This is a genomic window from Nocardia sp. NPDC057668 (assembly GCF_042799795.1).
Taxonomy (GTDB): domain Bacteria; phylum Actinomycetota; class Actinomycetes; order Mycobacteriales; family Mycobacteriaceae; genus Nocardia.
The window spans coordinates 821,890-848,190 of record NZ_JBHVIC010000002.1 but is presented as its reverse complement, the minus strand read 5'-3'; the positions used below and the strand labels follow the sequence as shown (position 1 = coordinate 848,190).

Below are 26,301 nucleotides of genomic sequence, written 5' to 3'. Positions count from 1 at the left end.
CGTGCGGCCGCGACAGCGCTGCGTTGATTGACCTGCATGGCCCCACCGTAGCAACGACCGCGCGGGTGGGACGACCGAATTTCGGCGGGGTCGCTCAGCGGATGGGACGGGTGGTGGCGTTGGGGTCCTGCCAGTGGCCCAGGTCGAAGTAGAGCGTGGTCATGGTGTCCCACATGGACGACCACGGCTGCTTCGGGCCGCTGCACTTCCAGACCGCGATCATGCGGTCGATGCCCGGGATGCCCATGGGATCGTCGTGTTCGGCCACGCGCTCGACCCGATCGAACCGCGAGCGCAGATCGGCCTCGGCGGTATTGAGCCCGAAGTAGATCACGGTGGTGGCCGAGTCCGGCGGCGGGCCGAAGAAGCCGAAACCCCGGCTGGGACTGTAGACATCGGGCAGGTTGTGCTTGCCGCCGAACTCCTCGACGGCTCCGGCCTGCCAGTAGCCCTGCGAGACGATGACCGCGTCTTCCTTCTCCTGCGGCGTCAGCGTCTCGTACCCGTCGGCGACGGTGTCGACCAGCGTCGTCCAGTTGGTGGTGCCGAACAGGCCGGACCGCACGCCCAGGTCGATGGCGTCCTCGGTCTGGGTGCGCCACGAGGGCGACAGCGGCAGCATGGTGAGCGCCAGGACGTAGGTCAGCGCGGAGAACACGACGATCGGAACCAGCAGCATGTTCATCCACCGCCTGCGGTCGAACTGCCACAGGGTGACCGCGCCGATCGCGAACATGGCCGGGAAGAAACCGGTCGGGTAGTACGGCCGCCCGTGCGTGGCGATCACGAAGGTGGTCATGATCACCAGCGCCACCACGACGAAGCGGTACGGGCGCAGCGATTCCTGCTTCCACACGCCCCAGAACGCGAAGCCGATCAGCACCGAGCCGAGCATGCCGGCCAGTGCCAGCCACTGCGGCATGAAGCCCAGCGGACCGAAGCCCGTGGCGTCCTGCTCCGCGCCGATGATCTTGCCCATCGCCAGCTGCGGCCAGTTGTTCTGCGACTGCCAGTAGAGGATCGGCACCAGCGACAGGGCCAGGATGCCGGTCGCCACCCACAGCGCGGGGCGGCGCAGGATCTCGCGCGGACCGCACAGGATGACGCCCAGGCCCAGGCAACCCCAGACCAGCGGGACCATCCACTTGACCTGCATGTCCAGCGCGGCCACCAGGCCCGCGGCCACGATCAGCCAGTCCTGCCGGACGCGCACCCAGCGCACGAAGAGCCAGGTGATCACGGCGGTGAGGGTGGCGTCGAAGGAGAACGTGCTCAGCGCGACCTGGGTGGTGATCAGGCTGGTGGTCGCGTAGGTGAAGGCCGCGGCGAGCTGGATCCGGCGATCGGCCCGCAGCTCGTAGGCGATCAGCGCCGAGACGACGATCGCGCCGACGCACATCACCACCGCGGGAAAGCGCAGTGCGATCGTCGATCCCGGTGCGGCCAGGTCGGCGAGCCAGGCGAAGAACGGCACCACGACGCCCTGATCGGCGTAGGTGTAGTCGAGCCTGCGCCCGGCCGAGAGGAAGTAGAGCTCGTCGCCGAAGAACTCGTAGCGGCCCGCTGTCACGGTCAGCACCACCGCGGAGAGCGTCGCGACGAGCGCGACTTCGCGCCAGGCGAACCGCGGATGGGGAGCCGGAATTGCTTCCGGCTCGGTATGAACCGCAAGTACGGCTGTCATGTACTTCCCCTTGCAACTTTCCGATCGACGCGCTCGACGTCACCTTGCGCAGGTGGCGTCACCCTCTGTTCGCTGGTGAACCGATTCCTCCCGGCAGCGAACAATGTGAGCGCTGGGCGCTCGCGGTCCTGTCGGATTGCGCAGTTTTGCGAAACGTTAGTGCTTATCACTAGAGTGCGCAAATGCTCTGGCGATAGCGGCAATAGCGGATTGCTTTCAATTGGTAGCGTAGGTCAGGCTTGCCAATGTGACCCGGGTCATGAGTGGCGCGTGAGATGAATGCCTCTGCTAAATTCCGCCCTGATCAGCAATGATTTGGCAATAGTGGGGCGCGGTGTGGTAGCGGCTCGAACTCGGCTGGTGGGCGTGCTGAACCGGGGGCGGTGGTGTGGTGAAGAACGCACTCGGACGCCCGCATGCCTGTTCCACAGCAACCGCTCCAAGATTCAAGCCCCGGAAACCGGGAATCCCCCTACTCGCCAGTATCTATTCACTTCCGGGAATTGCGCATGCCGCTTCGGCACGGCGCTCCGGAAGTCGCCGTGCTCGTTCCGTGATCTGCAAGGTTTCACCCTGAGCCCATGGTTTTGGGGGCTTGCCCATTCAATTGCCACGCAAATGCGGGCATCACCGAATTGGTGACGGTCTTAGCTTCAACCGGTCACTCGGAGTGCGAACGGAAGTGGACGGCGCACTTCGCCGGTCCGAACGTACACCCGCTCCTCGATCACGCCCCCCACCGGCCGATACGATGACCGATTCATTCCCCCTATCCGCCTCTCACAGTAGCCGAGCCCGTGCGCGCGGGCGGCACTCGCCCGGGGTCGTGGCGCTCGCCCGCCCCGGGGTCACCGCGCGGCCGGGGTGCGCGGGAACGATTGCGCCGCCTCGGCATTGGGATCGCCGCCTGCTCTGGGGCCGGGATCGCTCCGCGTGAACGGGTTCCGCTCGATTCCGTCAGTCGCCGGCGAGCCAATGGGACACGACGCGATCGGACGTCGCGGGGCGGTCTCCCGCGCGGGGCGCGGTCGGGGGCGGGATCAGGTTGTTGCCCTTGCCCGGACGGCGGTGTTGAACGGCGGTGTCGAACCGAATCGCGCACCGCACAGGTCCTCCCGATTCGACCAGAGGCAGGCTGCGGCGAAAACAGTTGTGTTCTAACTGATTTCATTTGGGCCTCGGCGGAACAGTGTGCCGCACCGTCCTGTTCCCCGGGTATGACTCTCGGAATCGCACTCGCCGCCACCGACGCGGACAACTATGTGGATGCCATCGTGGCCCGTGCCCGGACGGTGCACGAACTCGGCGTCGGCGCCGTCTGGTTCGGGCAGCGCATGGACTACGACTCGCCGTTGCTGGCCGCTGTCACCGGCCGGGAGGTGCCCGGGCTGCAGGTTGGCACCTCGGCCATTCCGGTCACCGGCCGCCACCCGCTGATCGTCTCCGCGCAGGCCCAGACCGCGCAGGCCGCCACCCACGGGCGGTATCACCTGGGACTGGCCGTGGGATCGACGCTGGTGTCCGGCGCCTTCGGCGTCCCGTTCGACCGTCCCATCGCTGTGCTGCGAGAATTCCTGACCGCGCTGACCGGCCTGCTCGGCAACGAGCCGGCCGGGTTCACGGGTGAATTCCTCACCGCCACACCCGCTCTGCCGACCGCCGTGCCCGGAGCCGAGTCGCGGACGCCCGTGCTGGTGGCCGCCATGGGTCCGCAGGCGCTGCGGGTCACCGGTGAACTGGCCGACGGGATCCTGCCGTATCTCGCCGGGCCGCGGACCCTGGCCGAGCACATCGTCCCGGCGCTCACCCGGGCAGCTGCCAAGCCGCAGCGTGTGGTCGCCTTCGTCCCGGCCGTGGTCACCGCCGATCCCGAGGCGCTCCGGGCCGCCGCGGTGGGCAAACTCGCGTTCTACGAAGGGATTCCGTCCTATCGCCGGGTCATCGACCTCGAGGGCGCCGACCGTGCGGTCGATCTCGCGCTCATCGGTGACGAGGAGGCCGTCGCGGCGGGGATCCAGCGCTACTACGACGCCGGAGCCACCGAAGTGGTGCTCACCAGCACCGACCTCGGTACACCCGAGGACGAACTGCGCACCTGGGCGCTGGCCGGCCGGCTCGCCGCCGACCGCGTGCCCGCCGCCTAGCTCGTCCGCCGCTGCCCTGCCGAATCGCGGTCGCCCGGCCCGTTCTCGCCGCCGTGTCACACTTGCCGGCCGTACGTCGTCAACCCTGTGAAGCCGAGAACGGCACCGGTCGACACGAGACAGGACAGAGCAATGGGTATCGAGGATCTGCGGGGACTGATTCGCGGCGGCGTGCTGCTGCCGGGCGACGCGGGGTTCGACGAGGCGGCGCGGCCGTGGAACGTCGCTGTGACACAGCCGGTGTCGGCCGTGGTGAACGTATCGGACGCGCAGGACGCGGCCGAGGCCGTGCGGTACGCCGCCGGCGCGGGGCGGCAGGTGGTGACGCAGACGACCGGGCACGGCGCGACCGGCGGGATCGAGGACGCGATCCTGCTGCGCACCGCCGCCCTGAACAACATCGAGATCGACGCCGAGCGCCGGGTGGCGCGCGTCGGCGCGGGCGTGCAGTGGGGCGCGGTGCAGACCGCCGCGGCCGCGCACGGCCTGACCGGACTGGCCGGCAGCAACCCGGTGGTCGGCGTGCCCGGGTACACCCTCGGCGGCGGCTTCGGCTGGTTCGCCCGCAAGTACGGCTGGGCCTCGAACGCGGTGCGCGCCTTCGGCATCGCCGACGCCTCCGGCGCGCGCACCCGGGTCACCGCGGATTCCGATCCGGACCTGTTCTGGGCACTGCGTGGCGGCGGCGGCGATTTCGCGGTCGTCACCGACCTCGAGTTCGAGCTGTTCCCGCTGCCGCGGCTGTACGGCGGCCGGGTGATGTGGTCCGCCGACCGCACCGCCGCGGCGTTCGACCTGTTCGCCGAACTCACCGCGGACGCGCCCGCCGAACTCTCGGTGTGGTTGCAGCGCTACCAGATTCCCGGGGCCGCGCCCACGGTGGCGCTGGACTTCGCCTACCTCGGCGACGCCGCCGAAGGCCGCGAACTGACGAAGCGGCTCGACAGCATCGACGGTGTGATCGCCGATACCCGGGGCGCCCTCACCCCGGCCGAGATCGGCCGAATCACCGCCGAGCCAACCGATCCCAGCCCTTCGCTCTCGCGCGGCGAGCTGCTCACCGACCTCGGCGACGCGGTGGTCAAAACCCTGATCGAAGCGCCGACGGCCCCGCTGCTCAACATCCAGCTCCGCGCCCTCGGCGGCGCCCTCACCACCGCGAGCCCCCACGACGGCGCACGCGGCCCCGTCACCGAGCCCTACGCCCTCTACCTCCTGGGCCTGGGCCTGCCGCACCTGCTCGACGACATCCGCACCCGCTTCACCGAAATCACCGACGCCCTGTCCGACCACATCACCGGCTCGAAGCCCTACACCTTCCTGGCCCCCGGCGAGTCCGCCTCCGCCGCCTTCGGTCCCGAGACCCTGACCCGCCTCCGCGAGATCAAGCAGGCTCGCGATCCCCACAACGTGGTCCGCGCCAACTTCCCGATCAACGACTGAACAGCGCCGGTTCGTGCAAGCCGCCCCGCCCTGAAACTTTCGGGTCGGGGCGGCTTTTCGGCTGGAAAAGGTGAGCAGGCTGCGCCTGCCGGCGATCCGAGGCTCGGCATCGATGCCACTCAGGTCGGCGGGGGAAGTCCGCGCGGACTCTCTGGGCATCGATGCGCCGCACCTTGGCCGGGGAAGTCCGCGCGGACTCTCTCGGCATCGGTGCGCCGCACGCTGGCCGGAAAAGTACACACGGACTCGCTACGGTGCCGGTATCGCGCTGGGCGGCCGTCGTTCCCGCGGGCGGTCCGCTCAGGCTCGCCGCAGTGCCAGCACCGGGATGGTACGAATCCCCGCGGTCTTCTCCTCGTACCCCGCGAATCCCGGGTAGCGCCCGGCCTGCACGGCGTAGATCCGGTCCCGCTCCGCCCCCGTGATCTCGGTGACGGTGACCGGGTACCGCTCGGTCCCGACCTCGACCTCCCCGGTCCCCGCGGTGGTGAGGTTGTAGTACCAGTCCGGGTTGGTGGGCGCTCCCGCCTTGGATGCGAAGACGTAGATGACGGCCTCGTCGTCCGCGTCGGCCAGATACATCATGGGGCTCACCAGTTCTCGCCCGGTCTTGCGCCCCCGGTTGTGGACCAGCACCATCGGCGCCCCCTCGAAAGGCCCCCCGACCCGGCCCTGGTTCTCCCGGAATTCGGCAATGATTTCGCTGTTCCAGTCACGAGGCTCACTCATGGCACGGATTCTTCCGGCGCGGCCGGGCACGGGCACGGATCCGCACGTCGTGGGAGGTCGGCACGCGTGTCCCGGGTCGGCCGCCGCCCGCCGGATCAAGACCGCAGGCGGCCCCCACGGCGATTATGTCCCCGCGTACTTCCTCGATCGGCCCCGTGATCCAACCGTCCCGCGTGCTCCGAACCCTCGACATAGCTCCTGACCTCCCGCCGAGGCGTTCCTGCAACCCGGCCGCGGTGCTGCTCGCCAACCGGCCCCCCAATCGAGTTCAGCGGAGATAGAGCATCGCTCGACAACGCCACGAGCTTGGGGTCGCATGGCTCGAGTGGTTCGATGCCGAACCGTTGGAGTATCAGCCGGCCGAGGGCGGCGCGGTGGTGGGCGCCTCCGGCGGCGTTCGGTGCCGCCGTGCTGTCGCACCCTGAAAGTCTTGTCGTACAACAGGTTCGGTGGCACGCGTGCCGCAGCCGCGTGCTGAGGTTCGGGAACGCGGCAGGATGTCGGATGCCGCCCCACTCGATCGAAGTCCCCGGGGCGATGCCCGGGGACCGATCGAGCAGTACTACTGGGTGTTGGCCGTGCAAGCCGACTTCGCGAGCTGGGGGATGCTGAAGGCGCCCATGAAGCCGGTGTCGGGGCCGAGGGCGGTTACGGCGTTGCGTTCGGCGTCGGCGCGGGTCGGGCCCACCGCCCAGATCGAGGGGTGGCCCTTGTAGCGGGCGATGGCGGCGCACTCGTTCACGAAGGTCAGGACAACCTTGCAGTTCGAGGAACCGCATTCGTTCAGTGCGGTGGCCGACGCGGAATCGGGGTCGGTGGCGACGCCCCAGCCGTAGCCGACCATCTGGCCGGTGGGGCCGTCGATCACCGCGGCCAGGGCGCCGAAGGAGTCACCCTCCGCGTGGGCGGTGCCGGCAACCGCGGTGGTGGTGGCGAAAGCAGCGAGGACGGCGGCGCCCACGGCGATCTTGCGTGCGAAAGACATTCTGACAACTCCCCAAATCGAATTCGTACCCGGCGATCATGCACGATGTGATCGGAGTCTCAAAATCGCGAGTTCCGCTGAGGCTCAATGTCTTTGAGTTCGGGCCTGCCGAGCGTGTGCGCCGGGGCCCCGACCTACGCCGCCGCCGCTCGCGCGGAGGTTCTTCGAGCGGGTCATCCGTCGGCGGGCGGGCTCGTCGCCCGGCCCGGGTGGAACGGGAAAAGCCCGCGGTCTCCGGGAGACCACGGGCTTTCCGATGCTGTGGAGCTAAGGGGAATCGAACCCCTGACCTTCTCGATGCGAACGAGACGCGCTACCAACTGCGCTATAGCCCCAGCCGCTCGCCGTTTCCGGCTTGCGATGGAAGACTTTAGCAGGTCGGTTGGCCGGTCAACGAATCGGCTGGTTACGGGGGGTTTCTCGGGTTGGAGAACGGGTGGGGGCGACGGGTGGAATCGGCGAGCGTGGCGGGGTCGGCCGGGTTCGGTGGAGAGGTGTCGATGCCGGCGGGACGGGAGTGAGGGTGGGGGAGGTGGCCGGCCGTGTGAGTGGGGTGGATCCGATCGGAGGTTGGGAAAGCTCGGGAACGTGCCTGCGGTGGGAGGGTGCGCGGTTTCGGTGGGTGGGGAAGGTTGGGAACCGGTCCGCGGGGTGACAGCGTGGGTTTCCGAATTCGGTGGTGGCGGGGAGGGGGCGGGGACGCGCGCGTGGGGGTGCGAAGTTGGTGAGGGCGTGAAATTCGGCGGGTGCCGTCGGTATTTTCGAGGGGAGTGCGCGGGGGTGGGGATGGAGGTTGTGGATAAGTGTGGAGAGTTTCCCGATGGCGGGGTGGGAATGGTTCGGGCCCAGGTGATTCCGGACGCTATTGGGGATGAATGGAAACTGGTCGGTCTGGGAACGGGGGTGGGTTCGGTTGGGGGAGAGATCGATTGCCGTGAGGGGGGAGCGGAAGGGGCGTGGGTGTCCGGTCCGTGAGGAGTCGAATTCGTTCGGGGCGTATAGAACTGCCGTACCGGGGCGGGGGTGAAGCCTGCATCGCGGGGCACGCGGATTGCAAGTGTGCGCGGGGCGCTCGGGGATATCTCGACGGAGGTGAAAGTGAAATAGCCGAATTTCAGGGGCTTGGCGCGCGAGAGGTTATGTGCTGGTTCGGGAGACGGTGCGGATCAGTGCGCGACGGGTTCGGTGTACGACTCCAGAACGCGCAGGAATAGGTCCAGGCGATAGGCGCGTAGCTCGGCGCTGTCCGGCTCCAGCAGACATTGCACCAGCGTGCCGTCGTGCACCGCGATCAGGGCGCGGCCCAGGGCGGGCGGATCGGTGACACGACGGCCGGCGCGCTCCAGCAGCGTGCTGACCACCGGCGTCAGGGCCGCGCTGATGGCGGCCTCGCGGGCGACCATCAACCGGCGCAGCGGCGGGGTTCGCAGCGCGTGCGCGGTGAACTCGGAGGTGATGCGAAACCACTTGTCGTCCACCGGAACCGCGTCGAGCACGTGTTCCATCACCGCGCGCGGGTCGGTCACCGCCAGGTCCGCGTCCAGCACCGCGCGCACCTGGTCCAGCATGGCCGCCGAACGCTGCTCCCACATGGCCAGGAACAGCTCCTCGAGGGAGGTGAAGTTGGAGTAGAACGCGCCCCGGGTGAATCCGGCGCGCTCGCAGATCTGCTCGACCGTGCATCGGCCGAGCCCGTCGTCGGCGAACGCGTCGAAGGCCGCGTCCAGCAGGCGCTGACGGGTCTGCGATCGCCGCCGCTTCGTCGGCGCTGTGGTCTCCGCGCCCCCCGGCGCACTATCGGCCCTGCTCACGACCGCATCGTACCGGTGCGCCACGCCCGGCGAATGCGCGCCGGAGCTCAGCGCGTCAAGGCCGGGCCGAGACACCCGCGCGCGGCCCGGGCCGATGAACCGCGCGCGGCTAGCGCCGAGCACCCGCACGCCCACCGCCACCCGCGTCCCGCGCCGCGCCGAGCACCTGCTCGAGCATCGCGGGCGTGAGCCGCCCGGTGAAGGTGTTCTGCTGGCTCGGGTGATAGCAGCCGAACAGCTGCACCGGCGCCCGATCCGGCCGCGACCCGACCAGTTCGTACCGCACACCGTGCCCGAAGCGCGGCTTGGGTTTCGGTACCGCCCAGCCGGATTCGGCCAGCGCGGGCAGCAGCGCCTGCCAGCCCCAGCCGCCCAGCACGACGATCGACCGCAGCGTCGGCGCGAGCAGGCCCAGTTCGGTGACCAGCCAGTGCCGGCAGTTGTCGCGTTCGTCCGGCGTGGGCTTGTTGTCCGGTGGCGCGCAGTGCACGGGCGCGGTGACCCTGGTGTCGATGAGCCGCAGCCCGTCCCCGGGCCGGACGCTGGTGGGCTGATTGCTCATTCCCTCCGCGTACATGGCCGCGATCAGCACGTCGCCCGCGCGATCCCCGGTGAACATCCGCCCGGTTCGATTGCCGCCGTGCGCCGCCGGCGCCAGCCCCACCACCAGTACTCGGGCGTCGTCCGGGCCCAGCCCCGGAACGGGCTTCCCCCAGTAGTTCTCGTCGCGGAACGCCGCGCGTTTGTCCCGCGCCACCTGCTCCCGCCACGCGACCAGACGCGGGCAGGCACGACACGCCGTGAGCCGGTCGTCCAGCTCGGCAATTGTGCGGCACACGAGAGTGACTCAAGCACATCCCCGTTCCGACCGGGCCGCAGCCCTCCGGCGTGGCGAAGATGGATACTGTGAGCCGGTAGCGGAGGGTTTGCGACGGGAAGGACGCGGGTCGGATGGCGGATATCGGCGAGCTGGGCAACGCCGTCAGCGAGGCCCAGTCGATCGGAAACCTCCTGGGCGTGTTCGCATTCGGGGTGTCGGGCGCGCTGCTGGCGGTGCGCCGCAACTTCGACGTGGTCGGCATCCTGGTCCTGGCCATGTGCACCGCCACCGGCGGCGGCATCCTGCGCGATCTCATCATCGGCAAGACCCCGCCCTCGGCCTTCGTGCACCTGAGCTACGGCGCCACCGCGCTGCTGGCCGCGGTCGTCATCTTCTTCTGGCATCCGCCGCGCCGGCTGATCCGCGTGCCCCTGCTCGTCACCGACGCCGTCGGCCTCGGCCTGTTCTGCGTGACCGGAACCGTCACCGCCTACGAGGCCGGGCTCTCGGCCACCGCCTCCGCGGCCCTGGGCGTGGTCACCGCGGTCGGCGGCGGTGTGATCCGGGACGTGCTCGCCGGGGTCACCCCCAGCGTCCTGAGCGACGGCGAGCTGTACGCGGTACCCGCGCTGCTCGGCTCGGTCGCGGCCGCGCTGCTGCTGCACTACGGCCAATACACGTTCTTGACAGGTGGTTTGGCGGGAGTGGGTGCGGTGACCCTGCGCCTGCTGGCATTGTGGCGGCACTGGCGCGCACCGCTGGCCCGCCCGCATCGCCGTCGCGAGGCGGCGTGAGCGGGGCGGTCGTGTCTCCCGAGTACCCCGAACATGGTTGATAGCATGGCGAAGGTTGGCCGCCGGGCTGTGCATCACACCCAGAGAGAGTTCCTACCAATGCGGTTTGAGATCGTCGAACGCGACGAGATGTGGGTCGCCGGACTGCCGGTGCGCAGCCCCAAACGGGCCCTCGGCGAACTGCGTGATCACGATCTCGAGGTGGCCTGGGCCGCGGTCCTGCATCAGGAGCTGGGCGGCCCGCTGGCCTCGGCGTACATCGACTACGCGGCCGATCTGAACACCTACAACACCCAGATCGTCGGCTACCAGTGCGAGTCGTTCGACGAGGTCACCCGCGGTCACATCGTGGCCAGGCTGCCGCGCGGCACCTACGCTCGCTTCTCCTCGGTCGGCAGTTTCCCGCAGGTGATGACGGATCTGTGGACGCAGATCGCCTTCGCCGAGGAACACAAGTACATCCGGCGCACCCACACGGGTGATTTCGAGACGTACCCGCACGCCTACAAGATCGAGCTGTACCTGGCGGTGGAGCCCTCGTGACCTACTCGATCGTTGTCCGGCCCGGTGGCGTGTACGGCGGGCTCGTGGTGCCGCGGGTACGCCCGTCGTTCAAGGTCAGCAACAGCGACCTCATCGAATTCCTGCGCGACCGGTTGCGCGATCGTGATGGTGATCCTCGTCCCCTCGCGACCGTCTACGTGCCCGATCCGGCCGGGAATTACAACGTTGTCGTCGCCTACGAGTACCGCACTCCCGATGACGCGCCCGCGGGCGATGTACTGATCCGGGTGCCCAAGGGCGTGTACGCCCGATTCCAGCCCAACGGCGACTACCACGACCCCGCCGAAGACGTATGGGCCCAGGTAGACGACGCGACGGCGTCCGCGGAGATCACCCGTGCCTACCGCGAGGAGATCGAGATCTGGTCCGGCCCCGCCGAGTTGGAGCTCTTCATCTCGATCCTGATCTGATTGCTGATTGTTAGCCAATTGAGAACCAACCGGTCTTGTCATTGGGTTACATGACTGATAGCAATGGTTTGACCAGGGGTGATTTCTAGACGTCCATTCGGGTTTCGGGAGATTTGCCGGACGCCTGGACAATTTCTTGCGGCTGGCGGATACTCCCTAGGTGCCTGTACCGGGTGCGGTTGATACATGACCGTATCGGTCGGGGGCTCGGGAGTAGCGCGGGGGCCCGCGCAGCAACGGAGTAGGGAACTGTATGGCTGTGGAAGTAGTCGCAGTCGTCCCGTCGGATTTGGGCGATGAGGACTTGCTGCGATTCCAGGATGCGTCGTCGGGGTGCACCTTCTGGATAGGTACACCGCACGCGCATCCCGGCCTGTGGCGCCGGAACATGGCGGGTGCGCTGCGCGCTTACCGGCGGTACGGAGTCGAAGCCGCGCTCGATTACGACAAAACTGCCGATGGTCGTTCCAGCGCACTCTTCGTCACGGCAATCGACGCTTTCGGAGAAGTGGTCGCGGGCTTGCGAGTTCAGGGCCCTTACACCCATGTGGACGAGGTCAACGCACTTTCCGCCTGGTCCGGACATCCCGGAGAAACCGCACTGCGTAAACGGGTTGCCGATCGGATACCGCAGGGTGTCGTCGAGGTGAAAGCTGTGTGGGCCGATCGGTCTCTGGACCGCATCCAGCGCCGCTCGCTCGGCGCCGCCCTGGACCGGTGCGTTGTGCACGTCACCAACCTGCTGGACGCTCGGTACGGCTTCGTCACAGCCGGCGAGCACGCCGCGTCGGGTTATCGCACCAGCGGGGCGCGTTCGGACTGGTGGATTCCGGCGGTACCGTTCCCCGACCAGCGTTATCGGACTATTCCACTGTGGTGGGACATGGAGTCCTACCGGTCAGTAGCTGACGAGTCGCAGCTCGCCCTGATCGATGCGGAACACATAGCCCTTTCGGCCGGTGGTGACCAACTGACGGCCGATCTGTCCGGTATCGGAGGAACCGCCTAGATATGAATCCCGACAATGCCGCGGTTGCGTCCTATCGACCGCAGTTTTTCGATGAATCCGATGCGCGAGATGCGCGCCGGCTGGCCGAATTACGGGCCGACGCCACAATCGAATTCACGGATTTACGGGATTCGCTCGGCAAGGAATTCGCGGAATTGGTCGCGCCGCCCGAATTGTCGGAAGGACCGGAAGCGGATCGGTGGGTTTTCTACCCCTGGCGCAATTCGGTTGTCGGACTACCCGGGCCGGAATTGCTACGAACGGTTCGATTGGATCGAAACCGCAACAAACTGACGCGAGTCGAACAACAAGAACTCGTGAAACAGACAATTGGAGTCGTCGGCCAGAGCGTCGGACACGCCATTGCGCACACGCTCGCCATGGAAGGTAGCTGCGGCCGAATCAAGCTGGCCGACTTCGACACCATCGAGCTCGCGAACCTGAACCGAATTCCCGGTTCCCTCTTCGATATCGGCGTCAACAAAGCCGTGGTCACCGCGCGCAGGATTGCTGAGATCGATCCCTACCTGCCGGTCGAGGTCTTCACCGACGGTCTGACCGACGCGAACGTCGACGCCTTCTTCGAGGGCCTCACCATCGTGGTCGAGGAGTGCGACTCCCTCGATATCAAGCTCGCTGTCCGCGAAGCCGCACGGCGCTATGAGATTCCGCTGTTGATGGAGACCAGCGACCGCGGCCTGCTCGATATCGAGCGCTTCGACCTCGAGCCCACGCGCGAACCCTTTCACGGTCTGCTCGGCGGCGTCGGCCGGGCGGATCTGCGCGGCCTCAGCACCCGCGACAAGGCCCCGTACGTGGTGCGCATTCTCGACGCCTTCGGACTCTCCGACCGATTCGCCGCCAGCCTGGTCGAAATCGACCAAACCCTGGACAGCTGGCCGCAACTCGCGGGCGACGTGCAGCTCGGCGGCGCGACCGTGGCCGCGGCCGTCCGCCGGCTCGGGCTCGGCGGCGCGCTGCCCTCGGGCCGCACCCGGGTCGACCTGAGCACCAGCCTCGACGCCATCGCCGAGCCCGAACCCGTCACCGAGCTGGTCTGGCCCGCACAGGACGTCCGGGCGGTGCCCCAGACCGACGTGGACGCCGTGCTGGCCTGCGCGCAGCTCGCGCCCTCCGGCGGCAACGTGCAGCCCTGGAAGCTGCGCCGCGAGCCCGCCGCGGTCGTCATCGAACTCGATCCCGCCCGGTCCTCGGGCATGGACATCGGTTATCGCGGCAGCGCGGTCGCGGTCGGCGCGGCGCTGTACAACGCGCGGGCCGCCGCGGCCGCGCGCGGCCTGCTCGGCGAATCGGAACTGCGGGCCGGCGCCCCCGGCCGGCACAGCATCGATCGCGCGCCGCTGACCGCGGTCCTGCACTTCAGCGATTGGAGCGAACCGGAGCTGGCCCGCGCCTACCCGGATCTGCTCACCCGCGTGACCAATCGGCGCCTGGGCACGGGCGAGCCCGCCGACCCGGGCGTGCTGCATCAGCTGGCCACCACCGCCGCCAAGGCCGAGGGCGGGCTGCGCTGGATCGCCGATCCCGGCGACCTGGAGACCGCCGCGATCCTGCTGGCCGCCTCCGACCAGTACCGCTACCTCACCCCGGTCCTGCACGCGGAGATGTTCTCCGAGCTACGCTGGCCGGCCGACGACCTGCGCACGGGTCTGGACCTGCGCACCATGGAGTTGGCCCCGGACGAATTCGCCAAGCTCGACATAGCGCGCCGCGCCGATGTGATGGATCGAATTCGGGAGTGGAACGGCGGTGTCGCGCTGGGCGAGCCGACCCTCGATCGGGTGCGCTCGGCCTCGGCCCTGGCGGCGGTCACCTTCCCCACACCATCCCTGGGTGATCCGGCCGAATTGATCGCCTACGCCCGTGCCGGGGAGACCCTGCAGCGGGTCTGGATCGAGGCGCAGCGGCACGGCCTGACCGTGCAGCCGATGTCGCCGGTGTTCCTGTTCGCCCGACGAACCGAGGATCTACGCACGGTTTCCCCGGACTTCGCCGATACACTAACGTCACTTCAAGGCCGTTTCCTGGACCTGTTGGGAGTGCCCGAGCACGAGACCGTGGCGTTGGTACTTCGCCTGAGCTATGCGGCGGAGGTCACGGCCCGGAGCCGGCGGCTCCCGATACCGGGTGCGGAAAGCCGCTGATGGGATCGGAGACAAGGTGCCTCGGCAGACGCTCGACTCACTGGTAACCCAGGTTGCCTCCGAGTTGATGGGTGTCGACGCCACCACGATGGTGGCGGCGAGTGAGCGGGTGCTGTCCTGGCTTGTCACTCATTTCGATGTCGACTTCAGCTATCTACGGCACACCGATCGGGAGCGCCGTGCCTCCATACTGATCGCGGAGTGGCCGCGACGCGCCGTGAACATCGACCCGGATCCGCTGCGCGTCACCTACTTCGAGAGCGCGGACTCGGTCTTCGCCCGGCTCGAGCACGCCACCGAGCCGCTCATCGTGCGGCCCATTCCCGAGCACGCGGACTACCAGCAGACCATCCACCTGTCCTCCGGCATTCCGGAGGTGTCGATGGCCGCGGTGCCGCTGGTCTCGCGGGACGAGTCGACCGGGGTGCTCGGCTTCGTCAAAGAGGGCGACCGCGAGTGGAGCACGCGAGAACTCAATGTGCTCAAGGCGATTGCCGCGCTGTTCGCGCAGCTGCAGGCGCGCGTGGTGGCCGAGGAGCGGCTGCGCTATATAGCCATGCACGATGATCTGACCGGGCTGGCCAATCGCCGGGCGCTGCTCGAGCACATGGAGGACAGGCTGCGCGCGGGCAGTCCCGGGCCGGTGGCCGCGTTCTTCCTGGATCTGGATCGGCTCAAGGCGCTCAACGACTTCCTGGGCCACACCGCGGGCGACAATTTCATCCGCACCCTGGCCACCCGGCTGCGCGATCACCTCGATCGCGGTGACATGATCGCGCGCCTGGGCGGCGACGAATTCGTCATCGTCCCGGCCAAGCCGATGGACGCGGTCGCCGCCGATCTCGAGGCCACCCGCATCCAGCAGCTCATCGCGCGCCGGGTCACCGTGGGCGGGGAGACCGTCAGCCGCGGCGCGAGTGTCGGTGTGGCGGTGGGTATTCCGGGTGAGACCACGGTCGCCGACGTGCTGCGCCGGGCCGATCACGCGCTGCTGTCGGCCAAGTCCAGCGGCGGCAACGGGGTCGCGGTCTTCACCGACGCCATGCGCGCGCAGTTCGAACTCCAGGACGATGTGGAGCTGAACCTGCGCGGTGCGGTCTCGGACGGCTCACTGCTGCTGCACTATCAGCCGGAAGTGGATCTGCGCACGGGCCGGGTCGTGGCCCTGGAGGCGCTGGTGCGCTGGCAGCACCCCACCCGCGGACTGCTCCCGCCGGGCGCGTTCGTCGGCGTCGCGGAGGCCACCAACCTCGCGGGTGAGCTGGGGCGCTGGGTGATTCGGTCGGCGTGCGAGCAGTTCGCGCAGTGGCGCAAGCGCGGGCTGGCCTCGAACGTCGTCATCCGCATCAACGTGTCGCCGGTGCAGTTGGTGAGCCTGGACTTCGTGGAGACCATGGAGGGCATCCTGCGCCGCTACGGCATCGACGGCAGTTCGGTCTGCCTGGAGATCACCGAGCACGTGGTGGTGCAGGATCTGGCGCGCACCCAGGTCACCCTGCGCGGGCTCAAGCGCATGGGCGTGCAGATCGCCATCGACGACTTCGGCACGGGGTATTCCTCGCTGTCGCATCTCAAAGCGCTGCCGGTGGACGCGGTCAAGATCGACCGTGGTTTCGTGCAGCGGCTCGGCGCCAGCGCCGACGATCTGGCCATCGTCAAATCCATTGTGGGACTGGCCGGTTCCTTCGGGCTCGGGGTGGTCGGCGAAGGGGTGGAGACCACGGTCGCCGCCCGGACCCTGGTGGCGCTGGGATGCTATCGGGCACAGGGCTTCCTGATCGCGCGGCCGATGCCGGCCGATGAGGTGGCCGAGCATCTGGCGGCCGGCCGGATCGCGCTGGACCTGGATCTTCCGGGCGCCGGGCGTCCCGGCGCGCCCTAGAAATTGGGGGCGGGCTCTGGGCGTCGATGCTCGCGGGAGCGCGCTACCGCGTAGTAGCGTGCGGGGAATAACAGGGGCAATCCATCGAGGGATGTGGGAACCGGCGTGCGTGATCGAAGCTTCAGCGGCAAGAAGACTCTGATTACCGGGGCCGCCAGCGGCATCGGTCGTGCCACGGCCACCGCGGCGGCGAGCCGGGGGGCGCGCCTGGTGCTCACGGACGTGAACGCCGAGGGGCTGGACTCGACCGTGGCCCTCATCCGCGCGCAGGGCGGCATCGTGGATTACGCGCAGGCCCTGGACGTCAGCGACTACGACGCGGTCACCGCTTTCGCCGGGCAGGTGCGCGAGCGGGTCGGCGATTCGATGGACGTGGTCATGAACGTCGCGGGCGTCTCGGTCTGGGGGACCGTGGAGAACCTCGAGCACAAGCACTGGAAGCGCATGGTGGACGTCAACCTCATGGGCCCCATCCACGTGATCGAGAATTTCGTGCCGCCGATGGTCGCGGCCGGGCGGGGCGGGTCGCTGGTCAACGTGTCCTCCGCGGCCGGGCTGCTGGCGCTGCCCTGGCACGCGGCCTACAGCGCGAGCAAGTTCGGCCTGCGCGGGGTCTCGGACGTGCTGCGGTTCGATCTGGAGCGGCACGACATCTCCGTGCACCTGGTGGTGCCGGGCGCGGTGGACACCCCGCTGGTGCACAGCGTCGACATCGTCGGCGTCGACCGGGAGGACCCGCGAATTCAGGCGTGGATCAGCCGTTTTCGCCGGCACGCGAAATCGCCGGAGGACGTGGCCAAGTCGATTCTGCGCGGGGTCGAGAAGAACCGCTACCTGGTGCACACCCAGTTCGACATCCGGTTCGGCTACTGGTGGGCGCGCAAGTTCGCCTGGCCCTACGAGTTCGCCATGCGCAAGGCCAACGGCCTGTTCACGACGTTTCTGCCAAGGGGCTGACGCAGCCGGTCGAGGTGTCGACGCACGGCTCGGCGGCCTGCGGCTCGGTGACGTGCACGTCCAGCACACGCGCGCCCGGGCCGTCGTCGCCCATGTGGTCGTGCGCGTTGACGATCTTGCAGGTGCCCAGGGACAGGCAGCCGCAGCCGATGCAGCCGGTGAGACTGTCGCGCAAGCGAATCAGCTGCTCGATGCGCTCGTCGAGATCGGTGCGCCAGGCGGTGGACAGCGCCTCCCAGTCGCGGCGGGTGGGGGTGCGGCCGTCGGGCAGCCGGTCCAGCGCGCCGCGGATTTCGCCGAGCGGAATTCCGACACGCTGTGAGATGCGGATGAAGGCCAGCCGGCGCAGGGTTTCCCGGGGGTAGCGGCGCTGGTTGCCACTGGTTCGGCGGGCTGTGATCAAACCCTCACGTTCGTAGAAATGCAAGGCGGACACCGCAACTCCGGCGCGTTGTGCCAGCTGGCCCGGTGTCAACTCCTTCGCCTGCCACGGGGTGGTCTGCATAGCTGAAGGTTACTCGAGGTTTTTCCCGGCGTCGAATTGCATGCCATCTCTGTCCCGGGCAACTACCGTCAGATCATGGGAATCAAGGCTGCGCCCCCGGCGCGACCGCTTTCCGTGACCTCGGAGGTCGGCGCACTGCATACGGTGCTCCTGCATCGACCCGGCGACGAGTTGCGCCGTCTCACCCCGCGCAACAACGATCAGCTGCTCTTCGACGCCATCCCGTGGGTGGAGCGGGCGCAGCAGGAGCACGACACCTTCGCCGAGGTGTTGCGCGGTCGTGGCGTGGAGGTGTTGCTGCTGGCCGATCTGCTGACCCAGACCATCGGGGTCAGCGGCGCCGCGCGCATCCAGGGCATCTCCGGTGCGGTGGACGCGCGCCGGCTCGGCCACGCCCTGGCCGACGAGCTGGCCGCCTATCTGCGCACCGTGCCCGCGCCGGAGCTGGCGCAGATCCTGATGTCCGGGATGACCTTCGACGAGCTGCCGTTCGGGAACACCGCCTCGCTGGTGCGGCGCATGCACCACGGGCACGACTTCGTCATCGATCCGCTGCCCAACCTGCTGTTCACCCGCGACTCCTCGTTCTGGGTCGGGCGGCGGGTGGCGATCACATCGCTCGCCCTGCCCGCGCGGGCGCGCGAGACCTCGCTGACCGATCTCATCTACGCCTTCCATCCCCGCTTCCTCGGCGTGCGCCGGGCCTACGAATCGCACACCGCGCCCATCGAGGGCGGCGACGTGCTGCTGCTGGCCAAGGGCGTGGTCGCGGTGGGGGTGGGCGAGCGCACCACCCCGGCGGGCGCGGAAGCGCTGGCGCGCAGCCTGTTCGAGGACGATCTGGCCCACACCGTGCTGGTGGTGCCGATCGCCCAGACCCGGGCCACCATGCATCTGGACACCGTCTGCACCATGGTCGACGTGGACGCGGTGGTCATGTACCCGGCGGTGCAGGATTCCCTGTGCGCGTTCACCATTCGCAAGGAGGCGGACGGGACGGTGACCATGCTGGGCCCGGATCCGTTCCTGCCCGCCGCCGCCGAGGCCATGGGGATCGAGAAGCTGCGCGTCATCGACACCGGCCTCGACGGGGTCACCGCCGAGCGCGAACAATGGGACGACGGCAACAACACCCTCGCCCTGGCGCCGGGCGTGGTGATCGCCTACGAACGCAACGAGATGACCAATGCGCGCCTGGTCGACGCCGGCATCGAGGTGCTGCCCATTCCGGGATCCGAACTGGGCTCGGGCCGGGGCGGACCACGGTGCCTGTCCTGCCCGCTGTCGCGTGACGAGGTGTGAGAAGACATGCTCGACATACCGGTCGACCACCATTCGACGGTTCCGCCGTACGAGCAACTGCGCCAGGGCATCGTGGCCCGGGTGCGTTCCGGGGAGCTGGCGGCGGGAACCAAGATACCGACGGTGCGCGCACTGGCCGCGCATCTGAAGCTGGCCCCCAACACGGTGGCTCGCGCCTATCGGGAGCTGGAACAGGACGGGGTGCTCGAAACCCGGGGCAGGCTGGGCTCTTTCATCGCGTCCTCGGGTGACCCGACCCGCGATGTGGCCGGGCGCGCGGCGACCGAGTACGTCGCGGTCATCCGCCGCCTCGGTCTCGACGACGAGGCCGCGGTGCGGTATCTGCGTGCGGCGCTGGGGGAGAGCCGGGGCTAGCGCCAGCTGTCCAGCCAGAGCCGGTCGTGCCAGTCCGCCGGGGTGATCGGCATACCGGTGAGGATCGGCCACAGCCAGATGAAGTTGGCGATCACCAGCGCCAGATAGATGCACACCAGCAGCAGGCCCAGGCCCTGGCGTTCGCTGGGCGGGGTGAACTGCTGCCAGTGCGGCGAGCCGGACAGCCTGCGGCCGCGGGGCGGGGCGTGCCCGAGGATGTCGCCCAGGGCCAGGGCCACACCCATCACCAGGAAGGGCGCGAGCGGCAGCGCGTAGAAGAAGTACATCTGCCGGTCCAGGGTCAGGAACCAGGGCAGCAGTCCCGCGCCGTAGCCGACCAGGACGGCCGCGTAGCGCCAGTCGCGGCGCACGATGCTGCGCCACAGCGCCCAGGCGAGCATGGGCAGCGCCAGCCACCACAGCGCGGGCGTGCCGATCAGCATGACGGCCTTCACGCATTGCGATGCGTCGCAACCGGTCACGTTGGTGTCGGCGTAGTAGTAGAGCATGGGGCGCAGGCCCATCGGCCAGGTCCACGGCTTGGATTCCCACGGGTGGTGGTTGCCCGCGGAGTTGGTGAGCTCCTTGTGGAAGGTCAGGACCTCGCCGCCGTAGAACCACAGCGAGCGCAGGGCGGCGGGCACCCAGGAGAACATGCCGTCGTTGCCGACGCGCACCCCGACCGCGTACCGGTCGTAGCCGGTCTCGTTGGCGAACCAGGCCCAGAAGGTCATGAGGTAGACCGCGATCGGCACGATGGCCAGGGCGTAGAAGGCCGGTCCGAGATCGCGGACCGCGGTGCCGGCCCAGGGGCGCCGGACCCGGTACCCGCGGCGCGCGGACAGGTCGAAGGCCAGGCTCAGGGCGGCGAAGGCGACCACGAAGTAGATGCCGGACCATTTGGTGCCGCAGGCGAGCCCGAGCAGGACGCCCGCGCCGAATCGCCACCAGCGCACGCCGAATCGCGGTCCGTACTCGCTGTCGTCCAGGCGGCCCTCGGCGGCGACCAGGGCCATGCGCGCGCGTATCTCGTCGCGGTCGACGATGAGGCAGCCGAAGGCCGCCACCACGAACAGCGTCTGGAAGATGTCGAGCATGCCCAGGCGGGAGGAGACGAAGGTGACCCCGTCGACGATGAGCAGGATGCCCGCGAACGCCCCGATCAGGGTGGAGCGGGTCATGCGCCGGGTTATGCGAATCACCAAGAGCACCAGGATGGTTCCGCAGATCGCGGCGGTGAAGCGCCAGCCCCAGCCGTTGTAGCCGAAGATGGCCTCGCCGATGGCGATCATCTGCTTGCCCACCGGCGGGTGCACGACCAGCCCGTAGCCGGGATTGTCCTCGGTGCCGCCGCCGGTCAGGACCTGCCAGCCCTGCGGGGCGTAGTGCTTCTCGTCGAAGACCGGGGTCTTGGCGTCGGTGGGGTAGCCCAGCATGATGAAGCGGGTCAGCGCGGCCACCGTGGTCAGCACGATCGTGACGACCCAGCCGCGTGCCCAGTCGGTGGGCCCGTATTCGGCTGACGGTCGTAGTGGCGCGGGACTCGACAACGCCACCCCCGCCTCACTCGCTGGCGGTCGCGCCTCGGTCACCTGGGTCACGCCCCCGATGTTATGCGGTCACCGCCCGGCCGGTCGCGCCCCGGTGAGTCCGGCGGCGCGCCCGCACGGGCGGTTCGCCATCCCGCCGGGCTCGCGTCGACCCGGGTCGCCGGAGATGCCGCTGGTTCGGCGGGTTCGTAGTCGGCCGGCGCTCGCCGGGTACGTGCCACCCGCACGCCGCGCTGGGCACGGTGATGCGGGAACTGCCCCGCGCCGGGCGGTTCGCCGCACGCCGACGGTCGATCGCCGCGGTGGCGCACGGCCGCCCGGGCGGTGCGGCGGCCCGCCGTATGCTGGGCGGGCGCCGGGATTCGGGCGCTGCCCGCCGCCGTTCGCTCGGCGGCCGGAACCACGACGAACGGGAGTGCGATGAGTGCGGAGCCGATCCGAGCCGGACGGCTGGTGCTCGCCGCCACGCCCATGGGCGACATCGGTGACGCCTCGCAGCGGCTGCGGGACGCGCTGGGGTCGGCGGAGATCGTCGCCGCCGAGGACACCCGCCGGACCCGGTCGCTGGCCAAGGCGCTCGAGGTGGAGATCACCGGGCGGGTGGTCAGCTTCTACGACCATGTCGAGACCGCGCGCATCCCGATGCTGCTCGAGGAGATCGAGTCGGGCCGCACGGTGCTGCTGGTGACCGACGCGGGCATGCCGTCGGTGAGCGATCCCGGCTACCGCATGGTCGCGGCCTGCGTGGAACGCGACCTGCCGATCACCTGCCTGCCCGGCCCGTCGGCGGTGACCACCGCGCTGGCGCTGTCCGGGCTGCCGGTGGAGCGCTTCTGCTTCGACGGTTTCGCCCCGCGCAAGTCCGGCCAGCGCAAGGAGTGGCTGCGCACCCTGGCGACGGAGTCCCGCGCCTGCGCCTTCTTCGAGGCCCCGCACCGCCTGGCCGACTGCCTGGCCGACGCGGTGGAGGTGCTCGGCCCCGACCGCCGCGGCGCGGTCTGCCGCGAGCTCACCAAGACCTACGAGGAGGTCGTGCGCGGCACCCTGGCCGAGCTGGCGGGCTGGGCGGTCGAGGGCGCGCGCGGCGAGATCACCGTGGTACTCGAAGGCGCACAACCGGTTTCGATAGACCCGGCCGACCTGGTGGAACGGGTGGAGGCCCTGGCCGCCGCCGGCCTGCGCCTGAAGGACGCCTGCGCCGAGGTGTCCCAGAACACGGGCACCGCCCGCAAGGCGCTGTACGACGCGGTACTCGCCGCTCGCGCCGCGGAGTAGCCACGCGCCCAGCTCACGAGTGATCGGCGCGAGCCACCCCGGCCCGCTTCGCCGGGCCATTCATCGTGCCCGATGAGAGAGCCGCTGCCCCACGCCCCGCCGCCGCCCCCGGCAATTGCCGGTCTTCTTCTCGTCGCCCGCCGCCGGAAGCGGCTCTGTTTCCTGTTGGGCGTGAGCGGGTTCGCGCCCGGCCGGTTCGGACCTGGGCCGGCGGGGAGTCGGTGACGTTCGGGCGGGCCACGCGAGCTCAGCGTTTGCGAGCGCGGGCCTGTTTGGTCAGTTCGGTGATCCGGTCGGGGCGTTTCGCGCCGTTCAACTCGGCCACGAGTTCGTCCGGGCACAGCTCGTAGAGGTCGCCCCACCAGCGGCGAATCTTGTTGTCCCGGATGCGGTATCCGCCGGAGACGCCGCGCGGGACGAAGCGGCGAGCGATCAGACGGCCCTGGACTCTTCGGTTTTCACGAGCGGTTGTACCTCCGTGCTGCGGGGGCCGGGGCGGAACGGGGTCCACCAGTTGGCCGGTCCCATCAGCTTCACCAGCGCGGGGACCAGGAGCATGCGGACCAGGGTCGCGTCGATGACCAGGGCGATCACCATGCCGAGGCCGAGGAACCGCATGGGGGTCAGCGGGGAGATCGTGAACGCGCCGGTGATCAGCACCAGAAGTGTTGCGGCGGCGGTGATCACGCGGGCCGTCTGGACCGTGCCGACGCGTACCGCTTCCTCGGTGTCCGCACCGGCGTCGTGCGCCTCCACCATGCGTGAGAGCAGGAAGACCTCGTAGTCGGTGGAGAGGCCGAAGACCACCGCGATGATCAGCACCAGCATCCCCGCCGAGAGTGGCCCTGGACTGACGCGTAGCGCATCTGCCAGGTGGCCCTGATCGAATATCCAGGTCAGCACGCCGAAAGTGGCCGCGAGACTGAGGAAGGCCATGAGCACCGCCTTGACCGGCAGCACCACCGAGCGGAAGGCCAGCGCCAGCATCAGCAGCGTCACGCTCACCATGACCACCAGCATCAGCGGGAGCTTGGAGAGCACGGCGGTGACGCTGTCCGCGGTCACCGCGCTTTCGCCGCCGACCTGCAGTTCCGTGCCGTCGAGGCGAATCTCCCGGATGGATTTCACGATGTCCTGCGCGGCGGGGGAGCGGTCGGGTGCGGCCAGCGCGGTGTGGATGATGGCCGCGTCCTCGCGGGTGCCCAGCGACAGTGCCTGGCGCACACCGGGAACCGCGCTCAGCTCGCGCAGGGCGGCACTGATGTGCGCGGGAGTGGGTGTCCCGCCGCCGGTTTCGCGCAGCAGCACGGTCGCACCGCTGTTCGCGGCGGGAAAGTTCGCCGCCAATTCCTCCACCGCGACGCGGGTTTCGTTGCCCGCGGGCAGCGCGGTGTGGTCGATGTCGCCCAGGCGCACGCTGGTCAGCGGCGCGGCCAGCACGAGCAGCAGCGCGCCCACGGCGATGGCGACGGTGCCGGGACGGCGCATGACGGCGGTGACGACCCGGCCCCAGAAGCGCTGCGCGCGCGCCTCGGCGTGCTCGAAAGCGTCCGCGCGCCAGCTCCATTTGCCCACGCGCGGGCCGAGCAGCACCAGGATGGCGGGCAGCACGGTCAGCGAGAGCAGCGCGGCCAGGGCGACCGCCGCCATGGCCCCGAAGCCGAGTGAGCGCAGCACCGCCTGCGGGAAGACGAAGGTGCCGGCGAACGCGCACATGAGCAGCAGCGCCGAGAACAGCACGGTGCGCCCGGCGGTGGTAAGTGTGCGGGTGAGCGCCTCGGGCACGGTGCGCCCCGCCGCCAGTTCCTCGCGGAAGCGACTGACCACGAAAAGCCCGTAGTCGATGGCCAATCCGAGCCCGAGCAGCGACACCACGTTCATGGCGAAGATGCTGACCTCGGTGAATCGGGCGATGAGCCCCACCGCGCCGAGCGCGCCGATGACGGCCAGCGTGCCGACCAGCACCGGCAGCAGCGCGGCCACCACCCCGCCGAAGACCAGCACCAGCACGATGGCGGTGAGCGGAATCGAAATGGATTCGGCGATCACGAGATCGCGGCGCGACTGGTTGCTGATGGTGTCCGCGAGCGCGCTGTAGCCGGTCAGCTGCGTCTCGACGCCCGGTACCCGAAGGTGTTCCGCGATATCGGGATACACCGCGATGCGCCGGTTGTCGTCGCCGGCCGCGAACACCGCGGCCACCGCCTGCCGCCCGTCGGGCGAGCGCAGGTACTGCTGCCGCGTGCTGTTCCAGTAGGTTTCGACCGGGCGATCCAGCAGTGCCGGATCGATGCGCTGCACCGACTCGAGCACGCGCGGGCCGATGTCGGCCAGCGTCTGCCCCTCCGGCGCGGTGTAGATGGCGAGGATGTCCGGATTCTGCGGTCCGAGCTGCTCTGTCACCCAGCGATCGACCTCGCTGGATTCGCTTGCCGGATCGCTGAATCCGGCCGCACTGACCTTGTCGGCCAGCCCGGTCGCGAAGAGCCCGCACGCGAGCGCGAACAGTATCGCCGCCGCAAGAACAGTCTTCGGCCACGAAACAACCAGCCGCGCCCAGGTGTTCATCGGTTCACAACTCCGTTTCGGTGGTGCCGAGATTCGTGGCCGCTCGAAGCACCCGGCGGATTCCGGTCATCGCCCGGCGGTCCCCGTCGCGTCGGTCCCAGGGGCGACGGTCCGGGATTGCGCCGAATCCGCCGGTGTCAGTTCGCTTTCCAGGGTGCGCACGATCCGGTCCAGCAGTGCGTCCAGCCGATCCGGGATACCGCGCCCGCTGCGCACCGAGACCGTCAGCTCGGTGCGGCCGCCGCCCTCGGTCAGTCCCATGAGAATCGGCATGGCCACGCTGTGCTGGGGCAGCACCCGGACCGAGGTGGGTGCGAAACCCGGCACCGCCAGGGCTTCGAGGTCGTAGCGGCCCATGTGGGAGACGGTGGCCGAGGCCAGGTTCCGGCCCAGCCGCGCGCCCACCCAGTTGAGCGAGCGGGCCAGTGCCCGGCCCGCCGCGGGCGGGAGCTTGGTCAGCCCGGTGTTGTCCATCTGGTTGAGTTCGCGGCCCTCGGCGAGGCCCGCGCGCTTCTCGGCGTTGAGCTGCTTCCAGTCCGTGCCGGGCCGCGCGTCCAGGAACAGCGGCAGCGCCAGATTGCCGGTGGACCGCAGCGCCGGATCGTGCCGCCGCAGATCGACCGGAATCATGATGCGCGAGAGCGGTCCGCCTTCGTCCGCGAGAATGGCCGCGACCCGCATGAGCGCACCCGGACCCGCGGCGTGAATGGTCCGGTGCCGCAACAGGTGCCGGTGCTCGCCCGCGTCCTGGCGGCCGCGCCCGAGGGCGGATCCGAAGCGCGGCACCATGAGCGCGGGCTTCCCCGGAGCGCCCACCTTCGCGACGAGTTCGGCATCGGCCACGGGATCGGCCGCGCCGACGGGCTCCTGCCCGCGCAGCACGCGCAGGATGTCGGTGGCCCACATGACCATGCCCATGCCGTCCATGACCCCGTGGAACACGCGGAACACGATGGTCACCGGATCGGCGGTCAGCAGCAGCACCTCGGTGGTGGACTCCGGCGTCGGCCCGATCGGGCTGGTGAGCACGGGATCCGCCTCGAGAGCCGGGAACCGCAGCGCGTGGTGCACCTCGCGCACGGTTGGCGCGACCCCGCTGTCCACCCAGTACGAGCCGTCACGCACCAGTCGCGCACCGGGATTGGCCGCTGACGCGATGGCGACCGCGCGCCGCAGCCGTTCGGCGTCGAGGCTGCCCTCGCCCTCGATGGCCAACTGCATCAGGAACGGCGGCGCGAGGTCCCGCATGGGGAAATAGATGAGTTCGGTGGGAGAGATGGGCCGGCGGAAGGTGCTCATAACTGCCTCTGCTGCGCGCGGACCGCCGGC

Annotated in this window: 21 protein-coding genes and 1 tRNA gene; 12 read left to right on the top strand and 10 right to left on the bottom strand. The window is 69.3% G+C overall.

The features are described 5' to 3' along the window. Positions 1 to 94: 94 nt before the first annotated feature. Positions 95 to 1,684: an ArnT family glycosyltransferase gene (locus ACFVBH_RS16670; protein WP_379002332.1), complete on the bottom strand. Its 1,590-nt coding sequence runs from the start codon at positions 1,682 to 1,684 to the stop codon at positions 95 to 97. A gap of 1,217 nt (positions 1,685 to 2,901) precedes the next feature. Here ACFVBH_RS16670 and ACFVBH_RS16665 point away from each other — a divergent pair. Together ACFVBH_RS16665 and ACFVBH_RS16660 are read left to right on the top strand one after the other, a co-directional pair. Continuing rightward, positions 2,902 to 3,828: a TIGR03564 family F420-dependent LLM class oxidoreductase gene (locus ACFVBH_RS16665; RefSeq protein WP_379002331.1), complete on the top strand. Its 927-nt coding sequence runs from the start codon at positions 2,902 to 2,904 to the stop codon at positions 3,826 to 3,828. 132 nt (positions 3,829 to 3,960) lie between these two features. After that, a complete protein-coding gene (locus tag ACFVBH_RS16660) occupies positions 3,961 to 5,271 on the top strand; it encodes an FAD-binding oxidoreductase (protein WP_379002330.1) in 1,311 nt (436 codons plus the stop codon). A gap of 300 nt (positions 5,272 to 5,571) precedes the next feature. On the opposite strand, the gene ACFVBH_RS16655 is transcribed toward ACFVBH_RS16660, so the two are convergent. From ACFVBH_RS16655 to ACFVBH_RS16635, 5 genes are all read right to left on the bottom strand, one after another. Further along, positions 5,572 to 6,000, bottom strand: a complete 429-nt coding sequence (locus tag ACFVBH_RS16655; RefSeq protein ID WP_379002329.1) for a nitroreductase/quinone reductase family protein — start codon at positions 5,998 to 6,000, stop codon at positions 5,572 to 5,574. Between the two features lie 562 nt (positions 6,001 to 6,562). Next, a complete protein-coding gene (locus ACFVBH_RS16650) occupies positions 6,563 to 6,985 on the bottom strand; it encodes a DUF4189 domain-containing protein (protein ID WP_354985225.1) in 423 nt (140 codons plus the stop codon). Positions 6,986 to 7,247: 262 nt separating this feature from the next. Then, positions 7,248 to 7,320, bottom strand: a tRNA-Ala gene (locus ACFVBH_RS16645). A gap of 831 nt (positions 7,321 to 8,151) precedes the next feature. Then, positions 8,152 to 8,796 (bottom strand): TetR/AcrR family transcriptional regulator, encoded by a 645-nt coding sequence (locus tag ACFVBH_RS16640; protein WP_379002328.1) that lies wholly within the window; start codon positions 8,794 to 8,796, stop codon positions 8,152 to 8,154. 109 nt (positions 8,797 to 8,905) lie between these two features. Next, on the bottom strand, positions 8,906 to 9,634 hold the full coding sequence (locus ACFVBH_RS16635; protein ID WP_379002327.1) for a uracil-DNA glycosylase: 729 nt from the start codon (positions 9,632 to 9,634) through the stop codon (positions 8,906 to 8,908). 113 nt (positions 9,635 to 9,747) lie between these two features. On the opposite strand from ACFVBH_RS16635, the gene ACFVBH_RS16630 reads away from it, so the two are divergent. The 7 genes from ACFVBH_RS16630 (at position 9,748) to ACFVBH_RS16600 (ending at position 17,397) form a co-directional block, all read left to right on the top strand. Then, complete coding sequence (locus ACFVBH_RS16630) at positions 9,748 to 10,410, top strand: trimeric intracellular cation channel family protein (protein ID WP_379002326.1); 663 nt, start codon at positions 9,748 to 9,750, stop codon at positions 10,408 to 10,410. Between the two features lie 99 nt (positions 10,411 to 10,509). After that, positions 10,510 to 10,953: a GyrI-like domain-containing protein gene (locus ACFVBH_RS16625; RefSeq protein WP_354985222.1), complete on the top strand. Its 444-nt coding sequence runs from the start codon at positions 10,510 to 10,512 to the stop codon at positions 10,951 to 10,953. Next, entirely contained in the window at positions 10,950 to 11,384 is a 435-nt protein-coding gene (locus ACFVBH_RS16620) for an effector binding domain-containing protein (protein WP_354985221.1), read from the top strand. The genes ACFVBH_RS16625 and ACFVBH_RS16620 overlap by 4 nt, the downstream gene beginning before the upstream one ends. 253 nt (positions 11,385 to 11,637) lie before the next feature. Beyond that, positions 11,638 to 12,393 carry a hypothetical protein gene (locus ACFVBH_RS16615; protein ID WP_354985220.1) on the top strand — a complete coding sequence of 252 codons (756 nt, stop codon included), beginning with the start codon at positions 11,638 to 11,640 and terminating at the stop codon, positions 12,391 to 12,393. A 2-nt stretch (positions 12,394 to 12,395) separates the two neighbouring features. Beyond that, on the top strand, positions 12,396 to 14,558 hold the full coding sequence (locus ACFVBH_RS16610) for an Rv1355c family protein (RefSeq protein ID WP_379002325.1): 2,163 nt from the start codon (positions 12,396 to 12,398) through the stop codon (positions 14,556 to 14,558). Between the two features lie 16 nt (positions 14,559 to 14,574). Beyond that, entirely contained in the window at positions 14,575 to 16,440 is a 1,866-nt protein-coding gene (locus ACFVBH_RS16605; protein ID WP_379002324.1) for a putative bifunctional diguanylate cyclase/phosphodiesterase, read from the top strand. Positions 16,441 to 16,545: 105 nt separating this feature from the next. Further along, positions 16,546 to 17,397 (top strand): SDR family oxidoreductase, encoded by an 852-nt coding sequence (locus tag ACFVBH_RS16600; protein ID WP_354985217.1) that lies wholly within the window; start codon positions 16,546 to 16,548, stop codon positions 17,395 to 17,397. Here ACFVBH_RS16600 and soxR read toward each other — a convergent pair. Next, on the bottom strand, positions 17,372 to 17,902 hold the full coding sequence (gene soxR, locus ACFVBH_RS16595) for a redox-sensitive transcriptional activator SoxR (protein WP_354985216.1): 531 nt from the start codon (positions 17,900 to 17,902) through the stop codon (positions 17,372 to 17,374). The genes ACFVBH_RS16600 and soxR overlap by 26 nt on opposite strands. A gap of 75 nt (positions 17,903 to 17,977) precedes the next feature. Here soxR and arcA point away from each other — a divergent pair, with 75 nt between their 5' ends. Together arcA and ACFVBH_RS16585 are read left to right on the top strand one after the other, a co-directional pair. Then, entirely contained in the window at positions 17,978 to 19,204 is a 1,227-nt protein-coding gene (arcA, locus tag ACFVBH_RS16590) for an arginine deiminase (protein ID WP_354985215.1), read from the top strand. Positions 19,205 to 19,210: 6 nt separating this feature from the next. Next, complete coding sequence (locus ACFVBH_RS16585; protein ID WP_354985214.1) at positions 19,211 to 19,579, top strand: GntR family transcriptional regulator; 369 nt, start codon at positions 19,211 to 19,213, stop codon at positions 19,577 to 19,579. Here ACFVBH_RS16585 and ACFVBH_RS16580 read toward each other — a convergent pair. Continuing rightward, the gene (locus ACFVBH_RS16580) at positions 19,576 to 21,180 is read right to left on the bottom strand and encodes a phospholipid carrier-dependent glycosyltransferase (RefSeq protein WP_354985213.1); all 1,605 of its coding nucleotides are present in this window, start codon (positions 21,178 to 21,180) and stop codon (positions 19,576 to 19,578) included. The genes ACFVBH_RS16585 and ACFVBH_RS16580 overlap by 4 nt on opposite strands. A gap of 369 nt (positions 21,181 to 21,549) precedes the next feature. Here ACFVBH_RS16580 and rsmI point away from each other — a divergent pair, with 369 nt between their 5' ends. Continuing rightward, the gene (rsmI, locus tag ACFVBH_RS16575; RefSeq protein ID WP_379002323.1) at positions 21,550 to 22,404 is read left to right on the top strand and encodes a 16S rRNA (cytidine(1402)-2'-O)-methyltransferase; all 855 of its coding nucleotides are present in this window, start codon (positions 21,550 to 21,552) and stop codon (positions 22,402 to 22,404) included. Positions 22,405 to 22,836: 432 nt separating this feature from the next. Here the strand turns inward: rsmI and ACFVBH_RS16570 are convergent, their stop codons facing one another. Continuing rightward, complete coding sequence (locus tag ACFVBH_RS16570; protein ID WP_379002322.1) at positions 22,837 to 24,972, bottom strand: MMPL family transporter; 2,136 nt, start codon at positions 24,970 to 24,972, stop codon at positions 22,837 to 22,839. A gap of 66 nt (positions 24,973 to 25,038) precedes the next feature. Beyond that, complete coding sequence (locus ACFVBH_RS16565; RefSeq protein ID WP_379002321.1) at positions 25,039 to 26,271, bottom strand: peptide synthetase; 1,233 nt, start codon at positions 26,269 to 26,271, stop codon at positions 25,039 to 25,041. Positions 26,272 to 26,301: the final 30 nt, after the last annotated feature.